The 23482-nt window shown below is 55.2% G+C and carries 19 protein-coding genes; 11 read left to right on the top strand and 8 right to left on the bottom strand.

Going from position 1 to position 23482, the window contains the following annotated elements; genetic code table 11:
• Positions 1-127: 127 nt before the first annotated feature.
• The gene (gene lrp / locus PGR79_RS11805) at positions 128-622 is read right to left on the bottom strand and encodes a leucine-responsive transcriptional regulator Lrp (protein ID WP_000228469.1); all 495 of its coding nucleotides are present in this window, start codon (positions 620-622) and stop codon (positions 128-130) included.
• Between the two features lie 532 nt (positions 623-1154).
• Between lrp and trxB the strand changes: the two genes are divergently transcribed.
• The 5 genes from trxB (at position 1155) to infA (ending at position 7051) form a co-directional block, all read left to right on the top strand.
• Positions 1155-2123 carry a thioredoxin-disulfide reductase gene (gene trxB / locus PGR79_RS11800; protein WP_045374041.1) on the top strand — a complete coding sequence of 323 codons (969 nt, stop codon included), beginning with the start codon at positions 1155-1157 and terminating at the stop codon, positions 2121-2123.
• A gap of 114 nt (positions 2124-2237) precedes the next feature.
• Positions 2238-4004 (top strand): heme ABC transporter permease/ATP-binding protein CydD, encoded by a 1767-nt coding sequence (gene cydD, locus PGR79_RS11795; RefSeq protein WP_087859963.1) that lies wholly within the window; start codon positions 2238-2240, stop codon positions 4002-4004.
• Positions 4005-5726, top strand: coding sequence for a heme ABC transporter ATP-binding protein/permease CydC (cydC, locus tag PGR79_RS11790; RefSeq protein ID WP_113374872.1), 1722 nt, complete (start codon positions 4005-4007; stop codon positions 5724-5726). It abuts the gene before it with no gap.
• Between the two features lie 42 nt (positions 5727-5768).
• A complete protein-coding gene (gene aat / locus PGR79_RS11785) occupies positions 5769-6473 on the top strand; it encodes a leucyl/phenylalanyl-tRNA--protein transferase (protein ID WP_045396250.1) in 705 nt (234 codons plus the stop codon).
• Between the two features lie 359 nt (positions 6474-6832).
• Positions 6833-7051: a translation initiation factor IF-1 gene (gene infA, locus PGR79_RS11780; protein ID WP_001040187.1), complete on the top strand. Its 219-nt coding sequence runs from the start codon at positions 6833-6835 to the stop codon at positions 7049-7051.
• Positions 7052-7129: 78 nt separating this feature from the next.
• On the opposite strand, the gene PGR79_RS11775 is transcribed toward infA, so the two are convergent.
• The 3 genes from PGR79_RS11775 to clpS all read right to left on the bottom strand — a co-directional run bounded on the left by PGR79_RS11775 (position 7130) and on the right by clpS (position 10336).
• Positions 7130-7609 carry a hypothetical protein gene (locus tag PGR79_RS11775; RefSeq protein ID WP_087859966.1) on the bottom strand — a complete coding sequence of 160 codons (480 nt, stop codon included), beginning with the start codon at positions 7607-7609 and terminating at the stop codon, positions 7130-7132.
• 99 nt (positions 7610-7708) lie between these two features.
• The gene (gene clpA / locus PGR79_RS11770) at positions 7709-9988 is read right to left on the bottom strand and encodes an ATP-dependent Clp protease ATP-binding subunit ClpA (RefSeq protein ID WP_015367493.1); all 2280 of its coding nucleotides are present in this window, start codon (positions 9986-9988) and stop codon (positions 7709-7711) included.
• 30 nt (positions 9989-10018) lie between these two features.
• Positions 10019-10336, bottom strand: coding sequence for an ATP-dependent Clp protease adapter ClpS (gene clpS / locus PGR79_RS11765; RefSeq protein WP_015367494.1), 318 nt, complete (start codon positions 10334-10336; stop codon positions 10019-10021).
• 325 nt (positions 10337-10661) lie between these two features.
• Here clpS and cspD point away from each other — a divergent pair, with 325 nt between their 5' ends.
• The gene (gene cspD / locus PGR79_RS11760; RefSeq protein ID WP_015367495.1) at positions 10662-10883 is read left to right on the top strand and encodes a cold shock-like protein CspD; all 222 of its coding nucleotides are present in this window, start codon (positions 10662-10664) and stop codon (positions 10881-10883) included.
• A 68-nt stretch (positions 10884-10951) separates the two neighbouring features.
• On the opposite strand, the gene macB is transcribed toward cspD, so the two are convergent.
• The 3 genes from macB to PGR79_RS11745 form a co-directional block, all read right to left on the bottom strand.
• A complete protein-coding gene (macB, locus tag PGR79_RS11755; RefSeq protein ID WP_213317966.1) occupies positions 10952-12898 on the bottom strand; it encodes a macrolide ABC transporter ATP-binding protein/permease MacB in 1947 nt (648 codons plus the stop codon).
• The gene (gene macA / locus PGR79_RS11750) at positions 12895-14010 is read right to left on the bottom strand and encodes a macrolide transporter subunit MacA (protein WP_087859968.1); all 1116 of its coding nucleotides are present in this window, start codon (positions 14008-14010) and stop codon (positions 12895-12897) included. The genes macB and macA overlap by 4 nt, the downstream gene beginning before the upstream one ends.
• Positions 14011-14164: 154 nt before the next feature.
• A complete protein-coding gene (locus PGR79_RS11745) occupies positions 14165-15823 on the bottom strand; it encodes an ATP-dependent endonuclease (protein ID WP_087859969.1) in 1659 nt (552 codons plus the stop codon).
• Between the two features lie 395 nt (positions 15824-16218).
• On the opposite strand from PGR79_RS11745, the gene aqpZ reads away from it, so the two are divergent.
• The 4 genes from aqpZ (at position 16219) to hcr (ending at position 20708) form a co-directional block, all read left to right on the top strand.
• On the top strand, positions 16219-16914 hold the full coding sequence (aqpZ, locus tag PGR79_RS11740) for an aquaporin Z (RefSeq protein ID WP_015367500.1): 696 nt from the start codon (positions 16219-16221) through the stop codon (positions 16912-16914).
• Between the two features lie 117 nt (positions 16915-17031).
• On the top strand, positions 17032-17931 hold the full coding sequence (locus PGR79_RS11735; RefSeq protein ID WP_047065549.1) for a lysine exporter LysO family protein: 900 nt from the start codon (positions 17032-17034) through the stop codon (positions 17929-17931).
• Positions 17932-18075: 144 nt separating this feature from the next.
• Positions 18076-19728, top strand: a complete 1653-nt coding sequence (gene hcp, locus PGR79_RS11730; protein WP_087859971.1) for a hydroxylamine reductase — start codon at positions 18076-18078, stop codon at positions 19726-19728.
• A gap of 11 nt (positions 19729-19739) precedes the next feature.
• The gene (hcr, locus tag PGR79_RS11725) at positions 19740-20708 is read left to right on the top strand and encodes an NADH oxidoreductase (RefSeq protein WP_087859972.1); all 969 of its coding nucleotides are present in this window, start codon (positions 19740-19742) and stop codon (positions 20706-20708) included.
• A gap of 467 nt (positions 20709-21175) precedes the next feature.
• Here hcr and PGR79_RS11720 read toward each other — a convergent pair whose 3' ends face one another.
• Entirely contained in the window at positions 21176-21610 is a 435-nt protein-coding gene (locus tag PGR79_RS11720) for a DoxX family protein (protein WP_113374868.1), read from the bottom strand.
• Between the two features lie 152 nt (positions 21611-21762).
• Here PGR79_RS11720 and poxB point away from each other — a divergent pair, with 152 nt between their 5' ends.
• Complete coding sequence (poxB, locus tag PGR79_RS11715; protein WP_113374867.1) at positions 21763-23481, top strand: ubiquinone-dependent pyruvate dehydrogenase; 1719 nt, start codon at positions 21763-21765, stop codon at positions 23479-23481.
• Position 23482: the final 1 nt, after the last annotated feature.

The following is a 23482-nucleotide window of genomic DNA, read 5'->3' as shown; positions in this document are numbered from 1 at the left end:
CTCCAGGTATCAGGCAATTTCCTGCCTGCTGCTAAAACGGACAACAGCGCCGGGTCTCCCCGGCACTGTTGCTGTATGGATTAACAGGAGTGTAATCAAACTACGTCGATTTTGCACCTGTTCCGTGTTAGCGCGTCTTGATTACCAGACGATTACTCTGCTTGACTTCTTCCATAACCACGTAGGTACGGGTGTCGTTTACGCCCGGCAGGCGCAGCAGGGTTTCGCCCAGCAATTTACGATACGCTGACATGTCCGGTACGCGGGTTTTCAACAGATAGTCAAAATCACCGGATACCAGATGACACTCTTGAATTTCTTCAAGTTTTTGCACTGCGGCGTTAAATTGCTCAAACACATCCGGCGCACCACGATTCAGAGTAATCTCAACAAATACCAGAAGTGATGCATCCAGATAATGCGGGTTGAGCAGCGCCGTATAGCCCTGAATAAAACCCTGTCTTTCCAGTCGACGCACGCGCTCAAGGCATGGCGTCGGAGAAAGTCCCACCCGTTTGGAAAGCTCGACGTTGGAAATACGCCCGTCTTTTTGCAGTTCATTCAGAATGTTACGATCGATGCGGTCGAGATCTTTGCCAGGGCGTTTCTTGCTATCTACCATTATTATTGTCTCTCTGTATTCCTTCCCTACTCCTGTTCTGACTCTGCGCCTTCACTGCCAGAGCCCATCCCGTTATTACCCGTACGACGTTGAGTAACCCAGGGGTACGTGAGAAGTCCGTTGCCTGATGGCAGTCACCGACATCACGCATGGCGTCTGTCCACACCATGCGTAGATTTCGCTGACCCGGATAAAAATGGCATTTGCGTGCATGAACATTCGCCACACGCGAAACACTGCTTTTCTTCTTCCATGAATGTTTTCGCAAAAGCACAGGGGATTGTCAAAGCAAAACATCGATTTTTAGTACAAGATGCCAGATATTCATCATCAACCCCCTCTGAATCTCATGTTTTCATCTTATAATCAGGGCGCTAACAGTAGAATTAATTATATTTTCCGCTCGTTAAATCGCCAATCCATCGGCGGGTTCTATTGCACATATCGTTAACAAAATCGCTACGCTCTTTTTTTACGCCCGCAAATTCCCTACAATCCAGCCCAATGTATGCCAATAAAATATGGGGATCTCATGGGCACAGCCAAACACAGTAAACTGCTTATTCTAGGTTCTGGACCTGCAGGATATACCGCGGCGGTCTATGCTGCGCGCGCAAACCTGCAGCCGGTGCTGATCACCGGCATGGAAAAAGGCGGTCAGCTGACCACCACCACTGAAGTGGAAAACTGGCCAGGCGACCCAAACGATCTGACCGGTCCGCTGCTCATGGAACGCATGCACGAGCATGCCACCAAGTTCGAAACTGAAATTATTTTCGATCACATCAGCAGCGTCGATCTGCAGAACCGTCCGTTCCGCCTGGTCGGCGACAGCGGCGAGTACACCTGTGACGCGCTGATTATCGCAACCGGCGCTTCCGCCCGTTACCTGGGTCTGCCTTCTGAAGAGGCTTTCAAAGGCCGCGGCGTTTCTGCCTGCGCCACCTGCGACGGTTTCTTCTATCGTAACCAGAAAGTCGCGGTCATCGGCGGCGGCAACACGGCGGTTGAAGAAGCGCTGTATCTGTCCAACATCGCGGCCGAAGTGCATCTGATCCACCGTCGCGACTCCTTCCGTGCGGAAAAAATTCTGATCAAGCGCCTGATGGATAAAGTGGAAAGCGGCAATATCGTACTGCACACCGATCGCACCCTGGAAGAAGTTACCGGCGATCAGATGGGCGTCAGCGGCCTGCGTCTGCGCGATACCAAAAATAGCGATAACGTTGAAACCCTGGACGTCGCCGGTCTGTTTGTCGCCATTGGACACAGCCCGAACACCGCTATATTTGAAGGTCAGTTAGCGCTGGAAAACGGTTATATCAAAGTGCAGTCCGGCATCCACGGTAACGCCACGCAAACCAGTATCCCTGGCGTGTTCGCGGCAGGCGACGTGATGGACCATATCTATCGTCAGGCAATTACCTCCGCCGGCACCGGCTGTATGGCGGCGCTGGACGCGGAACGCTACCTCGACGGTTTAGCTGACGCTTGCAAATAATCTTTACAAGTCAGTAACAAAGGTAAAGAAGGCGACGAAAAGTCGCCTTTATTTTTGCCGCGTTGTAACATTGCCGTGCCCAAAAATCTCATAACGACACCTGCTAAGCGCGCAATGAATAAAACCCGTCAACAAGAGTTAACCCGCTGGTTAAAAGAAAAAAGCATTATCTCCCGTCGCTGGTTGATGATTTCTCGCCTGCTGGGCGTCGTGAGCGGTCTGTTGATCGTCGCTCAGGCGTGGTTCCTGGCGCGTATCCTTCACCGAATGATTATGGAAAATATCCCGGCGACGGCGCTGCTGCTGCCATTTACCTTGCTGGCGCTGGTGCTGATCCTGCGCGCCTGGGTGGTATGGCTACGCGAACGCGTCGGCTTCCACGCCGGCCAGCATATCCGTTATGAAATTCGCCGCCAGGTGCTGGATCGCCTTCAGCAGGCGGGCCCGGCCTGGATTCAGGGAAAACCCGCCGGCAGTTGGGCGACGCTCATCCTCGAGCAAATCGACGATATGCATGATTACTACGCGCGCTATCTGCCGCAGATGACGCTGGCCGCCTGCGTGCCGCTGCTGATTGTTATCACTATCTTCCCCAGCAACTGGGCAGCCGCGCTAATTTTACTCGGCACCGCTCCGCTGATCCCGCTCTTTATGGCGCTGGTCGGGATGGGCGCCGCCGATGCCAACCGGCGCAATTTCCTTGCGCTCGGTCGCCTTAGCGGCCACTTCCTCGACCGCCTACGCGGCATGGAAACACTGCGCCTGTTCAACCGCGGCGAAGCGGAAATCAATAATATCCGCGACGCGTCGCAGGATTTCCGCCAGCGGACGATGGAAGTCCTGCGTCTGGCTTTTCTCTCCTCCGGCGTACTGGAGTTCTTTACCTCGCTCTCTATCGCGCTGGTGGCGGTCTATTTCGGTTTTTCCTACCTCGGCGAGCTCGACTTCGGCCACTACGGCGTCGGCGTCACGCTGATGTCAGGTTTTTTAACCCTGATACTGGCGCCGGAGTTTTTCCAGCCGCTGCGTGATTTAGGTACATTTTACCATGCTAAGGCTCAGGCCATTGGCGCAGCAGATAGCCTGAAGTCCTTTATGGAAACTCCGCTGGCGCAGGCCGAACGGGGCGAGAAAACGCTAAGCGATCATGAACTGATTCGCCTCGAAGCCCGCGATCTGATAGTCAAATCACCGGATGGCAAAACGCTGGCAGGCCCGCTTAGTTTTATCCTGAACGCCGGAGAACGTGTGGTACTGGTTGGCCAGAGCGGCTCCGGTAAAAGCTCGCTGCTGAATACGCTGACAGGTTTTCTTCCCTATGAAGGTTCGCTACAGGTTAACGGCGTGGAGTTGCGCGATCTCGATGCTGAACGCTGGCGTCGGCTAATTAGCTGGGTCGGTCAGAACCCGCAGCTGCCCGCTGCCACTCTGCGTGAAAACGTGCTGCTGGCGTGGCCAGAAGCCACGGAAGCGCAACTGCAGCTAGCTCTGGATAAGGCCTGGGTCAGCGAGTTTATCTCCCAACTGCCACAAGGTATTAATACCCCGGTCGGCGATCAGGCTGCTGGCCTCTCTGTCGGCCAGGCTCAGCGCATTGCCGTAGCGCGCGCGCTGCTGGTGCCGTGCCGGCTTTTGCTGCTTGATGAACCAGCGGCCAGCCTTGACGCCCATAGCGAACAGCGCGTCATGCAGGCGCTGTCTCACGCCTCCACCCAGCAGACCACCCTGATGGTCACCCACCAACTGGCAGGACTCGCCGAGTGGGATGCTATCTGGGTAATGCAGGATGGTCAGATTGTCGAGCAAGGCGACTATGCGCAGCTTTCTGCCGCTGGAGGCGCGTTTGCCTCACTGTTAGCCCATCGCCAGGAGGAAATTTAAATGCGCGCACTGTTACCCTATCTGGCGCTATACAAACGCCACAAATGGCTGCTGACCCTCGGCGTGGTGCTGGCTATTGTTACGCTGCTGGCAAGTATCGGGCTGTTAACGCTTTCCGGTTGGTTCCTTTCCGCCTCGGCGGTCGTCGGCGTCGCCGGTATCTACAGTTTTAACTACATGCTGCCCGCCGCAGGCGTTCGCGGCGCAGCGATTATTCGTACTGCAGGCCGCTATTTTGAGCGTCTGGTAAGCCACGACGCGACTTTCCGGGTATTGCAGCACCTGCGCGTCGCCACGTTTAGCAAACTGCTGCCGCTCTCCCCCGCCGGGCTGGCGCGTTTTCGCCAGGGCGAGTTACTCAACCGCATCGTGGCTGATGTCGACACGCTGGATCACCTCTATCTACGCGTGATTTCGCCGCTGGTTGGCGCGCTGGTGGTCATTCTGGTGGTAACCATCGGCTTAAGCGTACTCGATGTCACCCTGGCGCTCACGCTTGGCGGTATTATGCTGGCGACGCTACTCCTGCTGCCACCGCTGTTTTACCGTGCCGGTAAGCCGACCGGGGAGCATATCACCCAGCTTCGCGGGCAATATCGCCAGCAACTCACCTCCTGGCTACAGGGGCAGGCCGAGTTGATGCTTTTTAATGCCAGCGATCGCTACCGCGAACAGATGGAAAAAACGGAACAGCGCTGGCAGGAGGCGCAGCGCCGCCAGGCTGAGCTCACCGCCCTGTCGCAGGCGCTGATGCTGCTGATTGGCGGTATCGCAGTGATCGCCATGCTGTGGATGGCCTCCGAAGGCGTTGGCGGTAATAGCCAGCCGGGGGCGCTCATCGCCCTCTTCGTGTTCTGCGCCTTAGCGGCATTTGAGGCGCTGGCGCCGGTCACCGGCGCCTTCCAACATCTCGGCCAGGTCATCGCGTCCGCTCGCCGCATTACGCAGATTACCGAGCAGCAGCCCGAGGTGACGTTCAGCCAGCAGACACCGCAAAGCTTCTCCCAGGTAGCGCTTACCCTGAATGAGGTAACCTTCAGCTACCCGCAGCAGTCGGCCCCGGCGCTAAAAGATATTTCTCTGCAGGTCGCGGCAGGCGAGCATATCGCCATTCTTGGCCGTACCGGCTGCGGTAAATCGACTCTGCTACAGCTATTGACCCGCGCCTGGGATCCGGCCAACGGTCAGATTCAACTAAATGGCCAGCCGCTTAGCGCACTGTCTGAAACGACCCTGCGCCAGGCGATGAGCGTCGTGCCGCAGCGGGTACATCTCTTCAGCGCGACGCTGCGCGATAATCTGCTGCTTGCCGCGCCGCAGGCCAGCGACGGCGAGCTTGCCAATATCCTGGAGCGCGTCGGCCTGGAGAAACTGCTGGAAGATAGCGGTCTGAATAGCTGGCTTGGTGAAGGCGGACGTCAGCTTTCCGGCGGCGAGCTACGTCGACTGGCCATCGCCCGCGCGCTATTGCACGATGCGCCGCTAATGCTGCTTGATGAGCCCACCGAAGGTCTGGATGCGACAACGGAAAGCCAGATCCTTGATTTACTAAGCGAAGTGATGCACGAAAAAACCGTACTGATGGTCACCCACCGCCTGCGTGGACTGGCGCGGTTTAATCAGATAATAGTCATGGACAACGGACAAATTATTGAGCAAGGTAGTCACGCAGAGCTGCTGGCGAAACAGGGCCGCTATTACCAGTTTAAGCAACGTCTGTAAGCTATTATTGTCAACAATTGCTGGTGCGTATTGAGGTCAAAAATGCGTCTGGTTCAGCTCTCTCGTGACTCTATCGCCTTCCCTTCCCCGGAAGGCGCCCTGCGTGAACCAAATGGCCTGCTGGCGCTGGGCGGCGATCTGAGCCCCGCTCGCCTGCTCATGGCCTATCAGCGCGGTATCTTTCCATGGTTTTCTCCCGGCGACCCTATTTTGTGGTGGTCGCCCGACCCACGCGCCGTACTGTGGCCGGAGCAATTCCACTTTAGCCGCAGCATGAAGCGCTTTCATCAACGCTCTCCCTATCGGGTGACGCTTAACCACGCCTTCGGCCAGGTTATCGAGGGCTGCGCCAGCCATCGTGATGAAGGCACCTGGATCACTCCCAGCATCGTTCAGGCCTATCACCAGTTACATGAACTCGGTCATGCTCATTCAATAGAAGTGTGGGATGAGGAGACCCTGGTCGGCGGCATGTACGGCGTGGCGCAGGGGGCGCTGTTTTGCGGCGAATCGATGTTCAGCCGGGCGGAAAATGCCTCTAAAACCGCGCTGATGATCTTCTGTCAGGCTTTTGCCCAGGATGGCGGTAGATTAATTGACTGTCAGGTACTTAACGCGCACACCGCCTCTTTAGGGGCGATTGAAATCCCGCGCCGCGATTATCTCGATTACCTTTCCGTATTACGCACCTACCGCTTACCGGAGCGATTTTGGGTACCAAGGGTGCTATTTACCGGTAATGGATAAATGTTTTCAGCACATTTCTTAGCGTGGTGGTATAATTGCGCGGTAGAGTAGCTTCTGCCTGTTGCCCCGCCGCCGTTTGGGAATAATAAGAGTCAGATAACGCCCATCGTTCTGTCACTGCCCTTTACGTTTGCGCCTGTCATGCGGTTTCACCGCGTGTATTCCGGGCAATGCGCCAAAACTACTTCGGCGATTTATACCCGTCATGTTTTAAGCTACAGGCGCTGGCTGCGCGCAATTATTTATCGCCAGCCTGCGACGCGAACTGTTTTGGGTATACGTAAAACTTTACATACTTGCTGAACTTCGGCATTATCTTGCCGGTTCAAAACTACGGTAGTGATACCCCAGAGGACTAGATGGCCAAAGAAGACAATATTGAAATGCAGGGCACCGTACTTGAAACGTTGCCTAACACTATGTTCCGCGTAGAACTGGAAAACGGTCACGTGGTAACTGCGCATATTTCCGGTAAAATGCGTAAAAACTACATCCGCATTCTGACGGGCGACAAAGTGACTGTTGAGCTGACCCCGTACGACCTGAGCAAAGGCCGCATTGTCTTCCGTAGTCGCTAATTGTTTCCGCCGCTAAGGCGTCAGATGCTGAAGGCCGGGCTCATGCCCGGTCTTTTCATTTCCGCTTCCCGCGCTGATTTACTCTGTCATCTCTTTATCTATCGGCAGGGTATTATTTAGCGCTTCTTTCGGCACATGAGCGCTCAATTTGTCGATACCAATAAGCTCTGAAGCGAAGCCGGAATAAACCATTAAACCATAATCGGTAGTAATGGTTTTCTCAGTCATATAATTTTGCGACTGACTCGTGGTGGTAATTTTCTTTCCCTTCTCCGTTTTCACCAACATTCCAGCGCCTTTGATTAGCAAGGCACATTGCGGGATTTGCTCCTCTAACCGTTTTTCCTCGGGGATATCAATGGTGTATGTGCTCACATACTTACCTGATCCGGTGGGGAAAAACGCCTTATAGGTTGGCCCCCCGGCAGCCTTAACCAGATAGAAGGGATTTTCAGCGCCGCTAAACCGATAACTTCCTGTCATATCCGGACATTGCGCCTGAGCGGCAATGGAGAACAGCGCCAGCGAGGCGCAGAGCAAAAATTTGCCGGGTTTCATGGTTCATCCTTGTGATTTTATCCGTCCCGTCCCACGCTAATAAAAAAAGACCGGGCTGTCACCAGCCCGGTCTTGATCATTGAACAATTCAGAATTTATTTAATGCGCCGCTTCCGGTTTGTGCTTTTGCGCGCTGTGGAAGCCGTAGGTCAGCACGTTGTTGGCTTTATCCAACTCAACGGTGACCTGGCCGCCGTCCACCAGCGAACCAAACAGCAGCTCATTCGCCAACGGTTTCTTCAGGTTGTCCTGAATCACCCGCGCCATTGGACGCGCGCCCATTGCCCGGTCATAGCCCTTCTCTGCCAGCCAGTCACGCGCTTCCTGGCTCACTTCCAGCGACACGCCTTTCTGATCCAGCTGTACCTGCAGCTCGACGATAAACTTATCGACCACCTGATGGATCACGGTCGTAGAGAGGTGATCGAACCAGATGATATTGTCGAGACGGTTACGGAACTCCGGCGTAAAGATCTTTTTGATCTCTTCCATCGCATCGGTGCTGTTATCCTGCTGGATAAGACCAATCGATTTACGCTCGGTTTCACGCACCCCGGCGTTGGTGGTCATCACCAGCACCACGTTGCGGAAGTCCGCTTTACGGCCGTTGTTATCGGTCAGCGTACCGTTATCCATTACCTGCAGCAGGATATTGAAGACATCCGGATGCGCTTTTTCGATCTCATCAAGCAGCAGCACCGCGTGCGGATGTTTGATAACCGCATCGGTCAACAGCCCGCCCTGATCGAAACCGACGTATCCCGGAGGCGCGCCAATCAAGCGGCTAACGGTATGACGTTCCATATACTCGGACATATCAAAGCGCAGCAGCTCAATGCCCAGCGCTTTCGCCAGCTGCACGGTGACTTCGGTTTTCCCGACCCCGGTCGGCCCGGCAAACAGGAAAGACCCAACCGGCTTATGCTCATGTCCAAGCCCGGCACGCGCCATCTTGATAGCTTCAGTCAGCGCTTCAATCGCTTTATCCTGACCGAAGACCAACATTTTCAGACGGTCGCCAAGGTTTTTCAGCGTATCGCGATCGCTGCGGGAGACGCTCTTCTCCGGAATACGCGCAATGCGCGCAACCACAGATTCGATATCCGCCACATTGACCGTTTTCTTGCGCTTACTGACCGGCATCAGCCGCGCCCGCGCCCCCGCTTCGTCGATCACGTCAATCGCCTTATCCGGCAGATGACGATCGTTGATGTATTTCACCGCCAGCTCGACCGCCGCACGAACCGCTTTGGCGGTATAACGCACATCGTGGTGCGCTTCGTATTTCGGTTTCAGGCCGTTGATGATCTGCACCGTCTCTTCGACAGAAGGCTCGGTCACGTCGATTTTCTGGAAACGACGCGCCAGCGCGCGATCTTTTTCAAAAATGTTGCTGAACTCCTGGTAGGTCGTGGAGCCAATCACCCTGATCTTGCCGCCGGAAAGCAGCGGTTTAATCAGGTTAGCCGCATCAACCTGACCGCCGGAGGCCGCGCCTGCGCCGATGATAGTATGGATCTCATCGATAAACAGGATGCTATTGGTATCCTGCTCAAGCTGTTTCAGCAGCGCTTTAAAGCGTTTTTCAAAATCGCCGCGATATTTGGTGCCCGCCAGCAGCGAACCGATATCCAGCGAGTAAATGGTGCAATCCGCCATCACTTCCGGTACGTCGCCCTGGACGATACGCCAGGCGAGCCCTTCCGCAATCGCGGTCTTGCCGACGCCGGACTCACCCACCAGCAGCGGGTTGTTTTTACGGCGGCGACACAATACCTGAATAGCACGCTCCAGCTCTTTATCACGGCCGATCAGCGGATCGATACCGCCCACGCGCGCAAGCTGGTTGAGATTGGTGGTGAAGTTTTCCATACGATCCTCCCCGCCTGCTTGCTCTTCGTTACCCGGCTGGCTCGCGTTATTTTCCGAAGGCTGGCTGGGCTCGTCTTTGCGCGTGCCGTGAGAGATGAAATTCACCACATCAAGGCGGCTGACTTCATGTTTACGCAGCAGATAGGCGGCCTGCGACTCCTGCTCGCTGAAAATCGCGACCAGGACGTTGGCGCCGGTGACTTCGCTGCGACCGGAGGATTGGACGTGAAAAACCGCACGCTGCAGCACGCGCTGAAAACTTAGCGTCGGCTGGGTGTCTCGCTCTTCTTCCGTAGCCGGAAGGACGGGAGTGGTCTGTTCGATGAAGGCTTCAAGTTCCTGACGCAAAGCGACCAGGTCCACGGAACAGGCTTCCAGCGCTTCGCGTGCCGAGGGGTTGCTGAGCAAAGCCAGCAACAAGTGCTCGACGGTCATAAATTCATGACGGTGCTCGCGCGCTCTGGCGAAAGCCATGTTTAAACTGAGTTCCAGTTCTTGATTGAGCATAGGCACCTCCCCCAATTTTCATGCCTGTAATCAGGCTTTCTCTAGCGTACACAGCAATGGATGCTCGTTCTCCTTGGCGTACTGGTTCACCATAGCGACTTTGGTTTCCGCAACTTCGGCGGTAAAAACGCCGCAAATCGCCTTACCTTCATAGTGAACCGTGAGCATCAGTTGCGTTGCACGTTCTACATCATAAGAAAAGAATTTTTGTAACACGTCAATAACAAACTCCATTGGAGTGTAGTCATCATTGACTAATATCACTTTATACATAGATGGTGGTTTAAGCGCATCACGAACTTCATCTTCTACCAGTTGATCGAAGTCCAGCCAATCTCTCTTACTCATCGTCAATGTTCGTCATCGGTTGCTGTTGCCAACAGGCCGCGGCCTGTCGATGATCTGAGGTTATGCACGTTACAAATCTACAATAGATCATAGATAACTATCATCTATTGCTTCCATCCGCGACGCCTGTCACATTCCCCAGCAATAGCGTTAACTGCTTCAAATTTTGACGCATTTTTCACCGTCCACCCTCGTCAATTGCTTGACGCATTTCCGTATTTCTCTAAATTGTACTGGCGAGAGTTGGCGAGCAATTGTACAACTCGTAACTCCCCTACCGGTTCATTCCATCTTACTTATAAAGATTTACGAAGGATGTCGAAGTATGGAAATGGGTACTGTTAAGTGGTTCAACAATGCCAAAGGGTTCGGTTTTATTTGCCCTGAGGGCGGCGGCGAAGACATTTTCGCCCATTACTCCACCATCCAGATGGATGGTTACAGAACGCTAAAAGCCGGGCAATCCGTTCGGTTTGATGTTCACCAGGGGCCGAAAGGCAATCACGCCAGCGTGATTGTTCCTGTGGAAGCAGAAACGGCTGCATAACTCTTTTGCTTCATTGTGTACATCCTGCTAATAAAATGCCAGTCCTTCTGACTGGCATTTTTATCTCCTTACTCACGCGCCAACGCATCAACCGGGTCTAATCGCGCGGCATTACGCGCCGGCAACCAGCCAAACAGCACTCCGGTTAACGTCGAACACAAAAATGCGGTCAACAGCGCCAGCGGCGAAAAACCGATTTCCCAACCGGGTAAGAACAGTTGCAAAATGAACGCGATCATCAACGACAAACTCACGCCGATGGCGCCGCCCACCAGACAAACCAGCACCGCTTCAATAAGAAACTGCTGCAGAACATCCCTGGCCCGGGCGCCAACCGCCATTCTGATGCCGATTTCACGGGTGCGCTCCGTGACTGACACCAGCATGATATTCATCACCCCAATCCCGCCGACGACCAGCGCGATCACCGCCACCAGGGTCAGGAACAGCTGTAAAGTATGTGTGGTCCTTTCCGCCGTTTTCAAGACACTGTCCATATTCCAGGTGAAAACATCTTTTTTGCCATGGCGGAGCTCCAGCAACCGCACCAGTTGCTGCTCAGCGGTGGCGCTATCGTAGCCCTCCTGCACGCGGACGGTTATCGAGTTAAGCCACGATTGCCCCATCACCCGCCCGGCCATCGTGGAATAGGGCAGCCAGACGCGGAGGATTTTGCTGCTGCCGAACATCGATTGTTTCTCATCGGCCACGCCGACAATCGTCGCCGGCATATTACCGACCAAAATCACCTCGCCAACCACTTTCGCCTTGTGGGGGAATAGCTGGCGACGGGCATTGCTATCCAGCACCACCACTTGCGCCCGGCTATTCAGCTGCAGCTCATTGAACGTATTTCCCTCGCTGAACGTCATGCCATAAACGTTGAAATATTGCGCGCCAACGCCTTCGGCGCTGGCGGCCACATCGATGTTATTAGCGCGCAGGCGCAGGCTTTTCGATACCGCCGGCGTCGCGGAGCTCACCCATGGTTGTTTTTGAATCGCCAGCAGATCGTCATATTTTAACGCCTGCTGATAACGCGGATCGTCATCGCCAAAATCTTTACCGGGATAAACATCAATGGTATTGGTGCCGATGGCGCGAATATCGGCTAAAACCAACTGTTTCGCGGCATCGCCGACGACCACGATAGAGACGACCGAAGCGATACCAATAATGATGCCAAGCATAGTTAACAGCGTGCGCATTTTATTCGCCGCCATCGCCCGCCAGGCCATCACCAGCGCCTCACGAAAACCACTGCTGAACTGACGCCAGATGGTAGGCTCCGCGCGGTCTTCGGCGCGAAGCACGCCGCCTTTTTCCAGCGACGACGGCGGTGGGTTACGCACAATTTCACCGTCGCGCAGTTCGATAATTCTTTCCGCCTGCGCCGCGACCTGCGGGTCGTGCGTGACGATAATCACCGTATGCCCTTGCGCCTTAAGCTGATGCAGGATGGCCATGACCTCTTCACCTGAGTGGCTATCCAGCGCCCCGGTCGGTTCATCGGCAAGGATCACCTCGCCGCCGTTCATCAGGGCGCGGGCGATACTCACGCGCTGCTGCTGCCCACCGGATAGCTGCGACGGGAAGTATTCCGCCCGCTCGCCCAAACCTAATCGGGTGAGTAAATCCCGCGCCCGTTCAAGGCGAATCCGGCGCTCTTTGCCGGCATAGATAGCAGGTACCTCGACGTTTTGCGCCGCCGTCAGGTGCGATAACAGATGGTAACGCTGGAAAATAAAGCCAAAGTGCTCACGGCGTAGCCTGGCCAGTTCATCGCCGCTCAGATGCGACACATCGACCCCGGCAACCTGATAGGTACCGCTGGTGGGTTTATCAAGGCAGCCAAGGATGTTCATCAGCGTTGATTTGCCGGAACCTGAAGCCCCAACGATCGCCACCATTTCCCCGGCGGCAATACTGAGGGTGATGCCCTTTAGGACTTCAACTTCACCGTCGCCCGAGGGGTAACTGCGGCGAATATCACGCAGTTCGAGCAGCGCCGTCATTTTGCCGCTCCGGGCGTGCTTTCGCTGATAATGACCTCATCACCCTCTTCCAGCCCTTTCGCCACCGCCACATCGGTATCGTTACGCGCACCGATAACGATTTCACGCTCTTTCACTTCCCCGTTGCGCAGCAAGCGCACGTTGTAGCGGTTATCGCCGATGGCGTCGCCCAGCGCGCTGAGCGGAATAGTAATCACGTTTTTCACTTCCGCCAGCTGGATATGCACCTGCGCCGTCATTTCAAGACGCAGGATCCCCTGCGGGTTGGGAACTTCAAACCGCGCATAATAAAATATGGCGTCATTGACCTTTTCCGGCGTCGGCAGAATATCCTTCAGCGTACCTTCGTAACGGGTCAGAGGGTCGCCGAGTACCGTAAACCAGGCCTTTTGCCCCGGCTTAAGATGGATCACGTCCGCTTCCGAAACCTGCGCTTTGACCAGCATGGTACTGAGGTCCGCCAGCGTCAGGATGTTTGGCGCCTGCTGGGCGGCAATCACCGTCTGTCCCTGTAGGGTAGTGATTTGCGTCACTTCGCCGGACATCGGCGCCAGGATACGCGTATAGTCGAGGTTGGTTTTCGCGGTGTCGAGGGTCGCCTGGTTGCGTTTAATCTGCGCCTCGATGGTGCCGATTTGCGCCTCTTTCACCGCCACATCGGTGGCGGCGGTATCCAGATCCTGGCGTGAGACCAGTTGGCGCTGCGCCAACTGCTGCTGGCGCGCTAAGGTTACCTGCGCGAGCTTACGTTCGGCCTGCGCCTGTTTTAACTGAGCGCGCAGCTCCATGAGCGTCGCTTCGACTTCTTTAATCTGGTTTTCAGCCTGCTCCGGGTCGATAACTCCCAGCAGCTGGTCCTTCTGTACTTTATCGCCAATATTGACGCGCAGCGTCTTCAACTGGCCGCTGACCTGCGCGCCGACGTCGACTTTACGCAGCGCATCTAACTTGCCCGTCGCCAGTACGCTCTGCTGCAGATCGCCTTTACGCGCCACCAGCGTTTGATACTGCGGCAACGGCGCGTTCAGAACGCGCCATCCCCAAACGGCCGCAATAACCACCACCAGCGCCAACAGCCACCAGACTTTCCTGCGTTTTCCATTCAATGTCATAAAAAATTCCTGATCTATTCCCCGCAGCTCGGATGATGATTCTAACGGAAGCGGCGGCGAACAGAAGCCAGAATTTTAGCAATGCTTAATGTTTATTGATGTTGGGCTGCCGCGATGTCTTGCGGCGAGACATGGCACGGTTTTCGCTGCTGGGCTAATCAGCGCGCCCGCGCGCCAGCCACAACACCCGGGAAAACATCTTTTTCAGCAACGTCGGGACGGCGTCGATTCCCCGCCGTCCAGCCTCCATCGCGACCTCTATCGCCAGGTCGGGTTTCGATGAACGGTGAATGGCTTTGGTGATCACTCGGCGCATGTTCATCGGCATATTATCCGGGATCTGCGCCACCCGATGGTAAACATCATCGAACCCCTGACGATACATAAAGTGTTCCATGTCCATCGCCGGAAGCATGGTTAAGTGTACGCGTTCCAGTTCGTTATCATTGTTGAGTAGTCCGCGCACCGTAGCGGCGTACTTCTTTCCTGCCTCATCGCCGTCAACCAGCACATGCCATTCAATCCCCATCCGGCGGGCAAATTTAATCAGCGGCTTGAGCCCGGATTGGGCGAATTCAATCACCTTCACCCCTTCAGCGTCGAAATGATGCCCGCACTGGCGCGCCAGTTCGTTGATAACCCAGGTTTCCGTTTCGCCTTCCACCAGCAACCAGCAGCGGGCAAACAGCGATGACGCGCGGTTGAAGCGAATGTGAAACGCAATGCGACGGCTATCTTCCGCATTCATCCCGCCGGGACCGAGCCGCCACGCCGAAACGCGGGACGATTCACGCACCAGCCGACACACCTGCTCGACCGGCGTCAACGACAAAAGTTCGCCGGAATTGGTTGTAGTGACTCGCTGCAGCGGCAGGAGATTCAGTAAATGCCAGGCGACCGAAAGCATGATCGGATGCAACCGCGTTTCTGGATCTTCAATCAGCAGCAGCGGCCGCGCATCGCGATCGAGGCGGACGGTCCCTTTCGCCTGCAATAAAGTGGAGAACAACCCAAGCAGGATCACCCGATGACTGCGTCCGCCGGGTTTATCAATCATTCGGTTAATAATATCGAGATAGCGCCAGCTGCGTTGTTCATCATGAGAACGTCGGCGCATCAGGCGATTGCGGCTTTGCGCGCTGCTCTGCTCGGCGAAGTAATGTTCTAGCAGTTGCACCATCGCCGACAGCCCTTCGCGGATTTGCCCATCGGTGAGATTTTGCGGATGATTGACCAGTTCGCGGGAGAGAAAATCCAGCTGCCGGGCGGTAATCTCAATTTGCGGCGAATGCGGCACGGTTCCGTTGTGAATTCGGCGCATAAAGCGGGCGTCGCGCAGGCGCAATACCGGCATTAAGCGCACCAGATGGCGCGCCAGATCGTCGATATCTTGCATCTCCAGCGCCTCTCCCTGGCAGTTAATAAAACTACGCAGGGTCATCACGCTGCCGTCGTCCGCCAGCTCCCCCTCAAGGCGATAGAAAATGCGCTGATAGCCGTCATCACAGGGCACCCAGCAATCGCTAAGCGGTCGAAAACGGCGCACGCGATGGCGCCCGGGTTCATTTTCGCGGAAAGTTAAAATGATATGCAGATGATGCTCCCGCCCCTGAATATCGCCGGGGGGAAACCAGAAGTCATCGCGTACGAAATGGTACAGGTCAAACTCAGGCGATAAAAGCAGCGTCAGAGCGTCCAGCAGGCTGGATTTACCCCATGCGTTTTCGCCGATTAGCACATTGTTTTGCTCGAGCATCAACGATAAACGGTTGATACCGCGAAATCCGACGATCTCTACACGCTCAAGATGCATATCCCCTCCGCCTGGCCCACATTCTCCTTCAGTAATCAGTAGTATAGCGAGGCGCAGACAACATGGCACCCCCTGCTTCCCGCACCGACAATTGAACTCAGAAGCAAATGAGTTTGTAAGGTATCAGCTCTTGATTTCATATAATTAATAAATTAATTCATCTTCGGTAGTAGTTTATTTTTCAGCGTTGTGTTCTACACTTGCATAAATCATGCATGGTGAAAGGAAAATCATCTCATTGCTCTAAATCAAATTACATCAATTTATTTAACTAGTCCGAGGGTGGCGTTCGTCCCTAGAATAGCGACGCTTTATTTTTATCGTCATCCTTTGCGTCGATAAATAAAGACCGGCACGTCAAAACGTGTTCGTTTACATTATTATTTGAGGTGGTTATGTTCAGAAAATTAGCAGCAGAGTGCTTTGGCACATTCTGGCTTGTATTCGGCGGCTGCGGCAGCGCAGTGCTGGCAGCGGCTTTCCCGGAATTGGGAATTGGTTTTGCCGGCGTCGCCCTGGCCTTCGGTTTAACCGTATTAACCATGGCTTTTGCCGTGGGTCATATTTCCGGCGGGCACTTTAACCCAGCGGTCACTTTAGGCCTGTGGGCTGGCGGTCGTTTCCCGGCTAAAGACGTAATTGGTTATATTATCGCCCAGGTTGTCGGCGGTATTATTGCTGCCGCAGTGCTGTACGTCGTCGCCAGCGGTAAAGCCGGTTTCGACGCTGCCGCGAGCGGCTTCGCTTCAAACGGTTTCGGCGAACACTCTCCGGGTGGCTACTCCATGCTGTCCGCTATCGTTATCGAAATCGTGCTGACCTGCGGATTCCTGCTGGTTATTCACGGTGCGACCGATAAAAACGCCCCGGCGGGCTTTGCGCCGATCGCCATCGGCCTGGCGCTGACCCTCATTCACCTGATTAGCATTCCGGTCACCAACACCTCCGTAAACCCGGCGCGTAGCACCGCGGTCGCTATCTTCCAGGGCGGCTGGGCGCTGCAACAGCTGTGGCTGTTCTGGGTGATGCCAATCATCGGCGGTATCCTCGGCGGCGTGCTGTACCGCACCCTGCTCGAAAAACGCGACTAACCCTCGCAAAAAGCCCGGCGACGCCGGGCTTTTTCTTTTTGTCGACAGCTTTACTCGGCCTGGCGAATTGGGTAGTGTCAGTGGCGCTATTCTTATTTTGCAAGGACCTTGCCGTTCATGTTTTCGGGACTATTAATCATTCTGCTGCCGTTGATTGTCGGCTACCTTATTCCTCTGCGTCACCCTTCCGCACTGAAACTGATTACCCGGCTGCTTAGCTGGATTGTTTACGTTATCCTCTTTTTCATGGGGATTAGCCTTGCCTTCCTCGATAATCTCAGCAGCAATCTGTTATCAATACTGCATTACTCCGCGGTCAGCATTGTGGTTATTATTCTGTGCAATATTGCAGCACTGCTATGGCTGGATAAAAAAATGCCGTGGCGAGTCAAGCATCGTCCGGAAAAATTACCCTCGCGCCTGGCGATGGCTCTCGAGTCACTACAGCTGCTTGGCGTAGTGCTAATTGGTTTCCTGCTGGGATTAAGCGGCCTCTCTTTTTTACAGCATGCGACTGAAGCCAGCGAATATACTTTAATTTTCTTATTATTCCTCATCGGTATTCAGCTACGTAATAATGGAATGACTTTACGCCAAATTGTGCTTAATCGCCGCGGAATGATTGTCGCGGTGGTGGTCGCGGCCAGCTCATTATTTGGCGGAGTGATTAATGCCCTTATTCTTGGTCTGCCCATTAAAACCGGTCTGGCGATGGCATCCGGCTTCGGCTGGTACTCCCTTTCCGGAATTCTAATGACCGAATCCTACGGCCCGGTCATTGGCAGCGCGACATTCTTTAACGATCTGGCCCGCGAACTGCTGGCGATAATGTTAATCCCCGGCATGGTAATGCGCAGCCGCTCTACCGCGCTTGGGCTGTGCGGCGCAACCTCGATGGACTTTACTCTGCCGGTGCTACAGCGCTCCGGCGGCGTGGAAATCGTGCCTGCAGCCATCGTCCACGGTTTTATCCTCAGCCTGCTGGTGCCGGTGCTGATGGCGTTCTTCTCAGCCTGATCCCCCTATGGCGGTAGGCTCCCTACCGCCAAAATTGCGCTAAATCAATCTCCCTTTAATTTGTGTCAGAAATACCTTTTCTCCATACGGCGACAGGCATAACCTTAAACATGTATCTAAAATATAACTTTAAAAGGTGTGATCATGTTTTGTGTGCAATGTGAACAAACTATCCGTACGCCGGCAGGAAATGGCTGTTCTTACGCGCAGGGTATGTGCGGTAAAACCGCTGAAACCTCCGATTTACAGGATCTGCTGATTGCTTCGCTGCAGGGCCTATCCGCATGGGCCGTTAAGGCACGTGAATACGGCATCATCGATCATGAGGTGGATAATTTCGCCCCGCGGGCGTTCTTCTCTACTCTAACCAACGTGAACTTCGACTCGCCGCGTATCGTCGGCTACGCCCGTCAGGCCATCGCGATGCGCGAGGCGCTGAAAGCGCAATGCCTGAATATTGATGCCAAGGCCTCGGTCGACAGCCCGGTAGCCGATCTGCAGTTGGTTAGCGATGATCTGGGCGAGCTGCAACGTCAGGCGGCGGACTATACGCCAAATAAAGACAAGGCCGCGATCGGTGAGAATATCCTCGGCCTGCGCCTGCTGTGCCTGTACGGCCTGAAAGGCGCCGCGGCCTATATGGAACACGCGCACGTGCTCGGTCAGTACGACAACGACATTTACGCCCAGTACCATAAAATCATGGCGTGGCTGGGTACCTGGCCTGCCGATATGAACGCTCTGCTGGAATGTTCGATGGAAATCGGCCAGATGAACTTCAAAGTGATGAGCATCCTCGACGCCGGTGAAACCACGAAATATGGCCACCCGACGCCGACCCAGGTCAACGTTAAAGCGACCGAAGGTAAGTGCATCCTGATCTCCGGGCACGATCTGAAAGATCTGTATAACCTGTTAGAGCAGACTGAAGGCACCGGCGTTAACGTCTATACCCACGGTGAAATGTTACCGGCTCACGGTTACCCGGAGCTGCGTAAGTTTAAACATCTGATCGGTAACTACGGCAGTGGTTGGCAAAACCAGCAGGTTGAATTCGCCCGCTTCCCGGGGCCCATCGTGATGACCTCGAACTGCATCATCGACCCAACCGTCGGCGCCTACGACGACCGCATCTGGACTCGCAGCATCGTCGGCTGGCCGGGCGTCAATCATCTGGAAGGCGAAGATTTCTCCCCGGTTATCACCCAGGCGCAGCAAATGGCCGGCTTCCCGTATAGCGAAATCCCGCATCTGATCACCGTTGGTTTCGGCCGCCAGACGCTGCTCGGCGCGGCGGATACGCTGATTGATCTGGTCAGCCGTGAAAAACTGCGCCACATCTTCCTCGTCGGCGGCTGCGACGGCGCGCGCGGCGAACGTAACTACTTCACTGATTTCGCTACCAGCGTACCGGACGACTGCCTGATTTTGACTCTCGCATGCGGTAAATACCGCTTCAACAAACTGGATTTCGGCGATATCGAAGGCCTGCCGCGTCTGGTCGACGCCGGTCAGTGTAACGATGCCTACTCGGCGATTATTCTCGCAGTAACGCTGGCGGAAAAACTGGGCTGTGGCGTAAACGATCTGCCGCTGTCGTTGGTGCTCTCCTGGTTCGAACAAAAAGCCATCGTCATCCTGCTGACGCTGCTGTCGCTCGGGGTGAAAAACATCGTCACCGGCCCGACCGCGCCTGGCTTCTTCACGCCAGACCTGCTGGCTGTCCTCAACGAGAAGTTCGGTCTGCGTTCCGTCACTACCGTAGAACAAGATATGCAGCAGTTGCTGAGCGCATAAGGAGTCACCGCATGACAATGCCAACTCAACAGTGCCCGTGGCGAATGCAGGTTCATCATATTCAGCAGGAAACGCCGGACGTATGGACGATTTCGTTGCTGTGCCATGACTACTATCCCTATCGCGCCGGGCAGTACGCGCTGGTTAGCGTGCGCCATTCGGCGGATACGCTGCGCGCCTACACGCTCTCCTCAACGCCGGGGGTCAGTGAGTACATTACGCTGACCGTTCGTCGTATTGACGATGGCGCAGGCTCACAGTGGTTAACCCGCGATGTAAAACGCGGCGACTATATCTGGCTGTCGGATGCGATGGGCGAGTTTACCTGCGAAGATAAAACAAGCGATCGTTTTCTGATGCTGGCCGCAGGCTGCGGCGTGACGCCTATTATGTCGATGCGCCGCTGGTTGGCGAAGTACCGCCCGCAGGCGGATGTGCAGGTTATCTTTAACGTGCGTTCGCCGAAGGATGTCATTTTCGCCGAAGAGTGGCGTCAATACCCGGTAACGCTGGTGGCGGAAAACGACGCGACGCCGGGCTTTATCGCCGGGCGCCTCACCCGCGAGCTGTTGCAAAGCGTGCCGGATCTCTCCAGCCGTACCGTGATGACCTGCGGCCCGGCGCCTTATATGGAGATGGTGGAACAAGAAGTGACGGCGCTTGGCGTGACGCATTTCTTTAAAGAAAAGTTCTTTACCCCGGTGGCGGAAGCCGCTACCGACGGATTGAAATTCACCAAGCTGCAGCCGGCGAAAACGTTCTACGCGCCGGTCGGCACCACGTTGCTGGACGCGCTGGAGAGCAATAAAGTACCAGTGACCGTCGCCTGCCGCGCTGGCGTCTGTGGCTGCTGCAAAACCAAAGTGGTTGCCGGCGAATACAGCGTAACCAGCACCATGACGCTGACCGATGCGGAAATCGCCGACGGCTACGTGCTGGCCTGCTCCTGCCACCCGCAGAGCGATCTGGTTCTCGCCTGAGGTCAAAATCCCCGGTGGCGCTACCGCTTACCGGGGCTACAGGACCGTAGATACTGTTATCGGTTTGCAACGGTTTTGGTCGGGGAAAACATGTGCTTTGTGTTAATTCTGAGCACATTGCGCTCCGATATTTCTTCTGCGTTATGCCCCTCATGGCGCAGGGAGCGCACAGGGGCGGCCAGTCGCCGCCACCACCGACAGTTTCAGCCAGCATGGTGAATAAATTAAAGGCAGGCCACACTGTTATCGGTTTGCAACTTTTTTAAGGGTTTTCCCGGACGCGGCGCGTTGCGCCTTCTCCGGGCTACCAAATCGCATCGTACTGTAGCCCCGGTAAGCTGCAGCGCCACCGGGGGATTTTGAGATCACCAGCACCAGTAGTGTCAGCCAGCGTGGTGAATAAATTAAAGGCAGGCCGCACGGACCGTAGGCCGGATAAGGCATTAATGCCGCCATCCGGCACTTTTTTACCGCCAGACCGACTGACCGGCCAACGAATAACGACCTGCCCCTAATAGCGCAATCGCCAGCGCGCCGATAAAGAAATAGACCAGGCTTTCAATCGCCCATGCGCCGACGGCATCCAGCGCGAATGTCTTACCTGTCCCAACCATCAGCCAGGCCACCACCATGGTAAACGCCAGCACCAGCGCCGCCGGGCGCGTCAATACGCCAAGAATAAGCAAACAAGGCGCGACGACTTCCCCCACCAGCACGCCGTAGGCAATAAATCCCGGCAGCCCTTTCGCGACCAGCATACCGCTGATGCCATCCACACCGTCGATTAGCTTATGCAGACCGTGAAATAACATTAAGCCGCCAACGGCAAGTCGTAACAAGAGTTTACCGGCGTCTTCATGCGATAGCGTTTTATTTACTGTATTTAACAATCCCTTAACCATTTGATGTTCTTCCTGTTTTACACCCTGTGTGCTCCCAGAGTATGCGCAATATTCCATCAATAAAACCAGCGAAAAATAAGGGGCAATCGGCAACACAACCTGCAGTTTCATCTAAGCTTGATAGCGTTATCACAAAAAGGAGATGGAAAACCATGAAACAGACCGTGGCGTCATACATTGCAAAAACGCTTGAACAAGCGGGCGTGAAACGTATTTGGGGAGTGACCGGGGATTCCCTCAACGGCTTGAGCGACAGTTTAAACCGCATGGGTACCATCGAATGGATGCCGACCCGCCATGAAGAGGTTGCCGCCTTTGCCGCCGGCGCGGAAGCACAGCTCACCGGCGAACTGGCGGTGTGCGCCGGTTCCTGCGGGCCTGGCAACCTTCATCTGATTAACGGTCTGTTTGATTGCCATCGTAACCACGTACCAGTGCTGGCCATTGCGGCCCATATTCCGTCGAGCGAAATCGGTAGCGGCTATTTCCAGGAAACGCATCCGCAGGAGCTGTTCCGCGAATGTAGCCACTACTGCGAGCTGGTCTCCACTCCTGAGCAAATTCCGCAGGTGCTGGCTATCGCCATGCGTAAGGCGGTGATTAACCGCGGCGTATCGGTGGTGGTCCTGCCCGGCGACGTGGCGCTAAAACCGGCTCCGGAAAGCGCCAGCAGCCACTGGTATCATGCCCCGCTTCCCACGGTCACTCCGGCGGACGAAGAGCTGCACAAGCTGGCGCAGCTTATCCGCTACTCGAGTAATATTGCCCTGATGTGCGGCAGCGGCTGTGCCGGCGCGCACCAGGAGCTGGTGGATTTTGCGGCGAAAATTAAGGCCCCTATCGTCCATGCCCTGCGCGGGAAAGAGCACGTCGAATACGACAATCCTTACGATGTTGGCATGACCGGGCTTATCGGCTTCTCTTCCGGTTTCCATACCATGATGAACGCCGACACGCTGATCCTGCTCGGCACCCAGTTCCCCTATCGCGCGTTCTATCCCACCGACGCCAAAATTATCCAGATCGACATCAACCCCGGTAGCATCGGCGCGCACAGTAAGGTAGATATGGCGCTGGTGGGCGATATCAAATCGACCCTGAAAGCGCTGCTGCCGATGCTGGAAGAGAAAACCGATCGCCGCTTCCTCGATAAAGCGCTGGAGGATTATCGCGAAGCGCGTAAAGGGCTTGACGATCTCGCCAAACCCAGCGAAAAAGCGCTCCATCCCCAGTATCTGGCGCAGCAGATTAGCCGCTTTGCCGACGACGACGCGATCTTTACCTGCGACGTCGGTACCCCCACCGTCTGGGCGGCGCGCTATCTGAAAATGAACGGCAAACGCCGCCTGCTGGGTTCGTTTAACCACGGCTCGATGGCCAACGCCATGCCGCAGGCTATTGGCGCCAAAGCGACCGCGCCGAATCGCCAGGTCATCGCGATGTGCGGCGATGGCGGTTTCAGCATGCTAATGGGGGATTTTTTATCGCTGGCGCAGATGAAGCTGCCGGTGAAAATCGTCATTTTTAATAACAGCATTCTCGGCTTCGTGGCGATGGAGATGAAAGCCGGCGGCTATCTGACCGACGGTACCGAGCTGCACGACACCAACTTCGCCCGCATTGCCGAAGCCTGCGGGATCAAAGGGATACGCGTCGAGAAAGCCTCGGAGGTTGATGAGGCGCTGCAAACGGCCTTTAGCACCGACGGCCCGGTGTTAGTCGATGTGGTGGTAGCCAAGGAAGAACTGGCGATCCCGCCGCAAATTAAGCTGGAGCAGGCCAAAGGATTTAGCCTGTATATGCTGCGGGCGATTATCAGCGGACGCGGCGATGAAGTGATCGAACTGGCGAAAACTAACTGGCTCAGGTAAA

Origin of the sequence: Klebsiella sp. 141161 (assembly GCF_050600815.1) — a bacterium.
Lineage (GTDB): Bacteria > Pseudomonadota > Gammaproteobacteria > Enterobacterales > Enterobacteriaceae > Klebsiella > Klebsiella aerogenes.
This window is presented reverse-complemented; position numbering and strand designations above follow the sequence as displayed.

What these genes read in the sequence shown, in the direction of transcription:
- lrp (WP_000228469.1), bottom strand. Translation starts at nt 622, where the DNA reads ATGGTAGATAGCAAGAAACGCCCTGGCAAAGATCTCGACCGCATCGAT.
- trxB (WP_045374041.1), top strand. Translation starts at nt 1,155, where the DNA reads ATGGGCACAGCCAAACACAGTAAACTGCTTATTCTAGGTTCTGGACCT.
- cydD (WP_087859963.1), top strand. Translation starts at nt 2,238, where the DNA reads ATGAATAAAACCCGTCAACAAGAGTTAACCCGCTGGTTAAAAGAAAAA.
- cydC (WP_113374872.1), top strand. Translation starts at nt 4,005, where the DNA reads ATGCGCGCACTGTTACCCTATCTGGCGCTATACAAACGCCACAAATGG.
- aat (WP_045396250.1), top strand. Translation starts at nt 5,769, where the DNA reads ATGCGTCTGGTTCAGCTCTCTCGTGACTCTATCGCCTTCCCTTCCCCG.
- infA (WP_001040187.1), top strand. Translation starts at nt 6,833, where the DNA reads ATGGCCAAAGAAGACAATATTGAAATGCAGGGCACCGTACTTGAAACG.
- PGR79_RS11775 (WP_087859966.1), bottom strand. Translation starts at nt 7,609, where the DNA reads ATGAAACCCGGCAAATTTTTGCTCTGCGCCTCGCTGGCGCTGTTCTCC.
- clpA (WP_015367493.1), bottom strand. Translation starts at nt 9,988, where the DNA reads ATGCTCAATCAAGAACTGGAACTCAGTTTAAACATGGCTTTCGCCAGA.
- clpS (WP_015367494.1), bottom strand. Translation starts at nt 10,336, where the DNA reads ATGAGTAAGAGAGATTGGCTGGACTTCGATCAACTGGTAGAAGATGAA.
- cspD (WP_015367495.1), top strand. Translation starts at nt 10,662, where the DNA reads ATGGAAATGGGTACTGTTAAGTGGTTCAACAATGCCAAAGGGTTCGGT.
- macB (WP_213317966.1), bottom strand. Translation starts at nt 12,898, where the DNA reads ATGACGGCGCTGCTCGAACTGCGTGATATTCGCCGCAGTTACCCCTCG.
- macA (WP_087859968.1), bottom strand. Translation starts at nt 14,010, where the DNA reads ATGACATTGAATGGAAAACGCAGGAAAGTCTGGTGGCTGTTGGCGCTG.
- PGR79_RS11745 (WP_087859969.1), bottom strand. Translation starts at nt 15,823, where the DNA reads ATGCATCTTGAGCGTGTAGAGATCGTCGGATTTCGCGGTATCAACCGT.
- aqpZ (WP_015367500.1), top strand. Translation starts at nt 16,219, where the DNA reads ATGTTCAGAAAATTAGCAGCAGAGTGCTTTGGCACATTCTGGCTTGTA.
- PGR79_RS11735 (WP_047065549.1), top strand. Translation starts at nt 17,032, where the DNA reads ATGTTTTCGGGACTATTAATCATTCTGCTGCCGTTGATTGTCGGCTAC.
- hcp (WP_087859971.1), top strand. Translation starts at nt 18,076, where the DNA reads ATGTTTTGTGTGCAATGTGAACAAACTATCCGTACGCCGGCAGGAAAT.
- hcr (WP_087859972.1), top strand. Translation starts at nt 19,740, where the DNA reads ATGACAATGCCAACTCAACAGTGCCCGTGGCGAATGCAGGTTCATCAT.
- PGR79_RS11720 (WP_113374868.1), bottom strand. Translation starts at nt 21,610, where the DNA reads ATGGTTAAGGGATTGTTAAATACAGTAAATAAAACGCTATCGCATGAA.
- poxB (WP_113374867.1), top strand. Translation starts at nt 21,763, where the DNA reads ATGAAACAGACCGTGGCGTCATACATTGCAAAAACGCTTGAACAAGCG.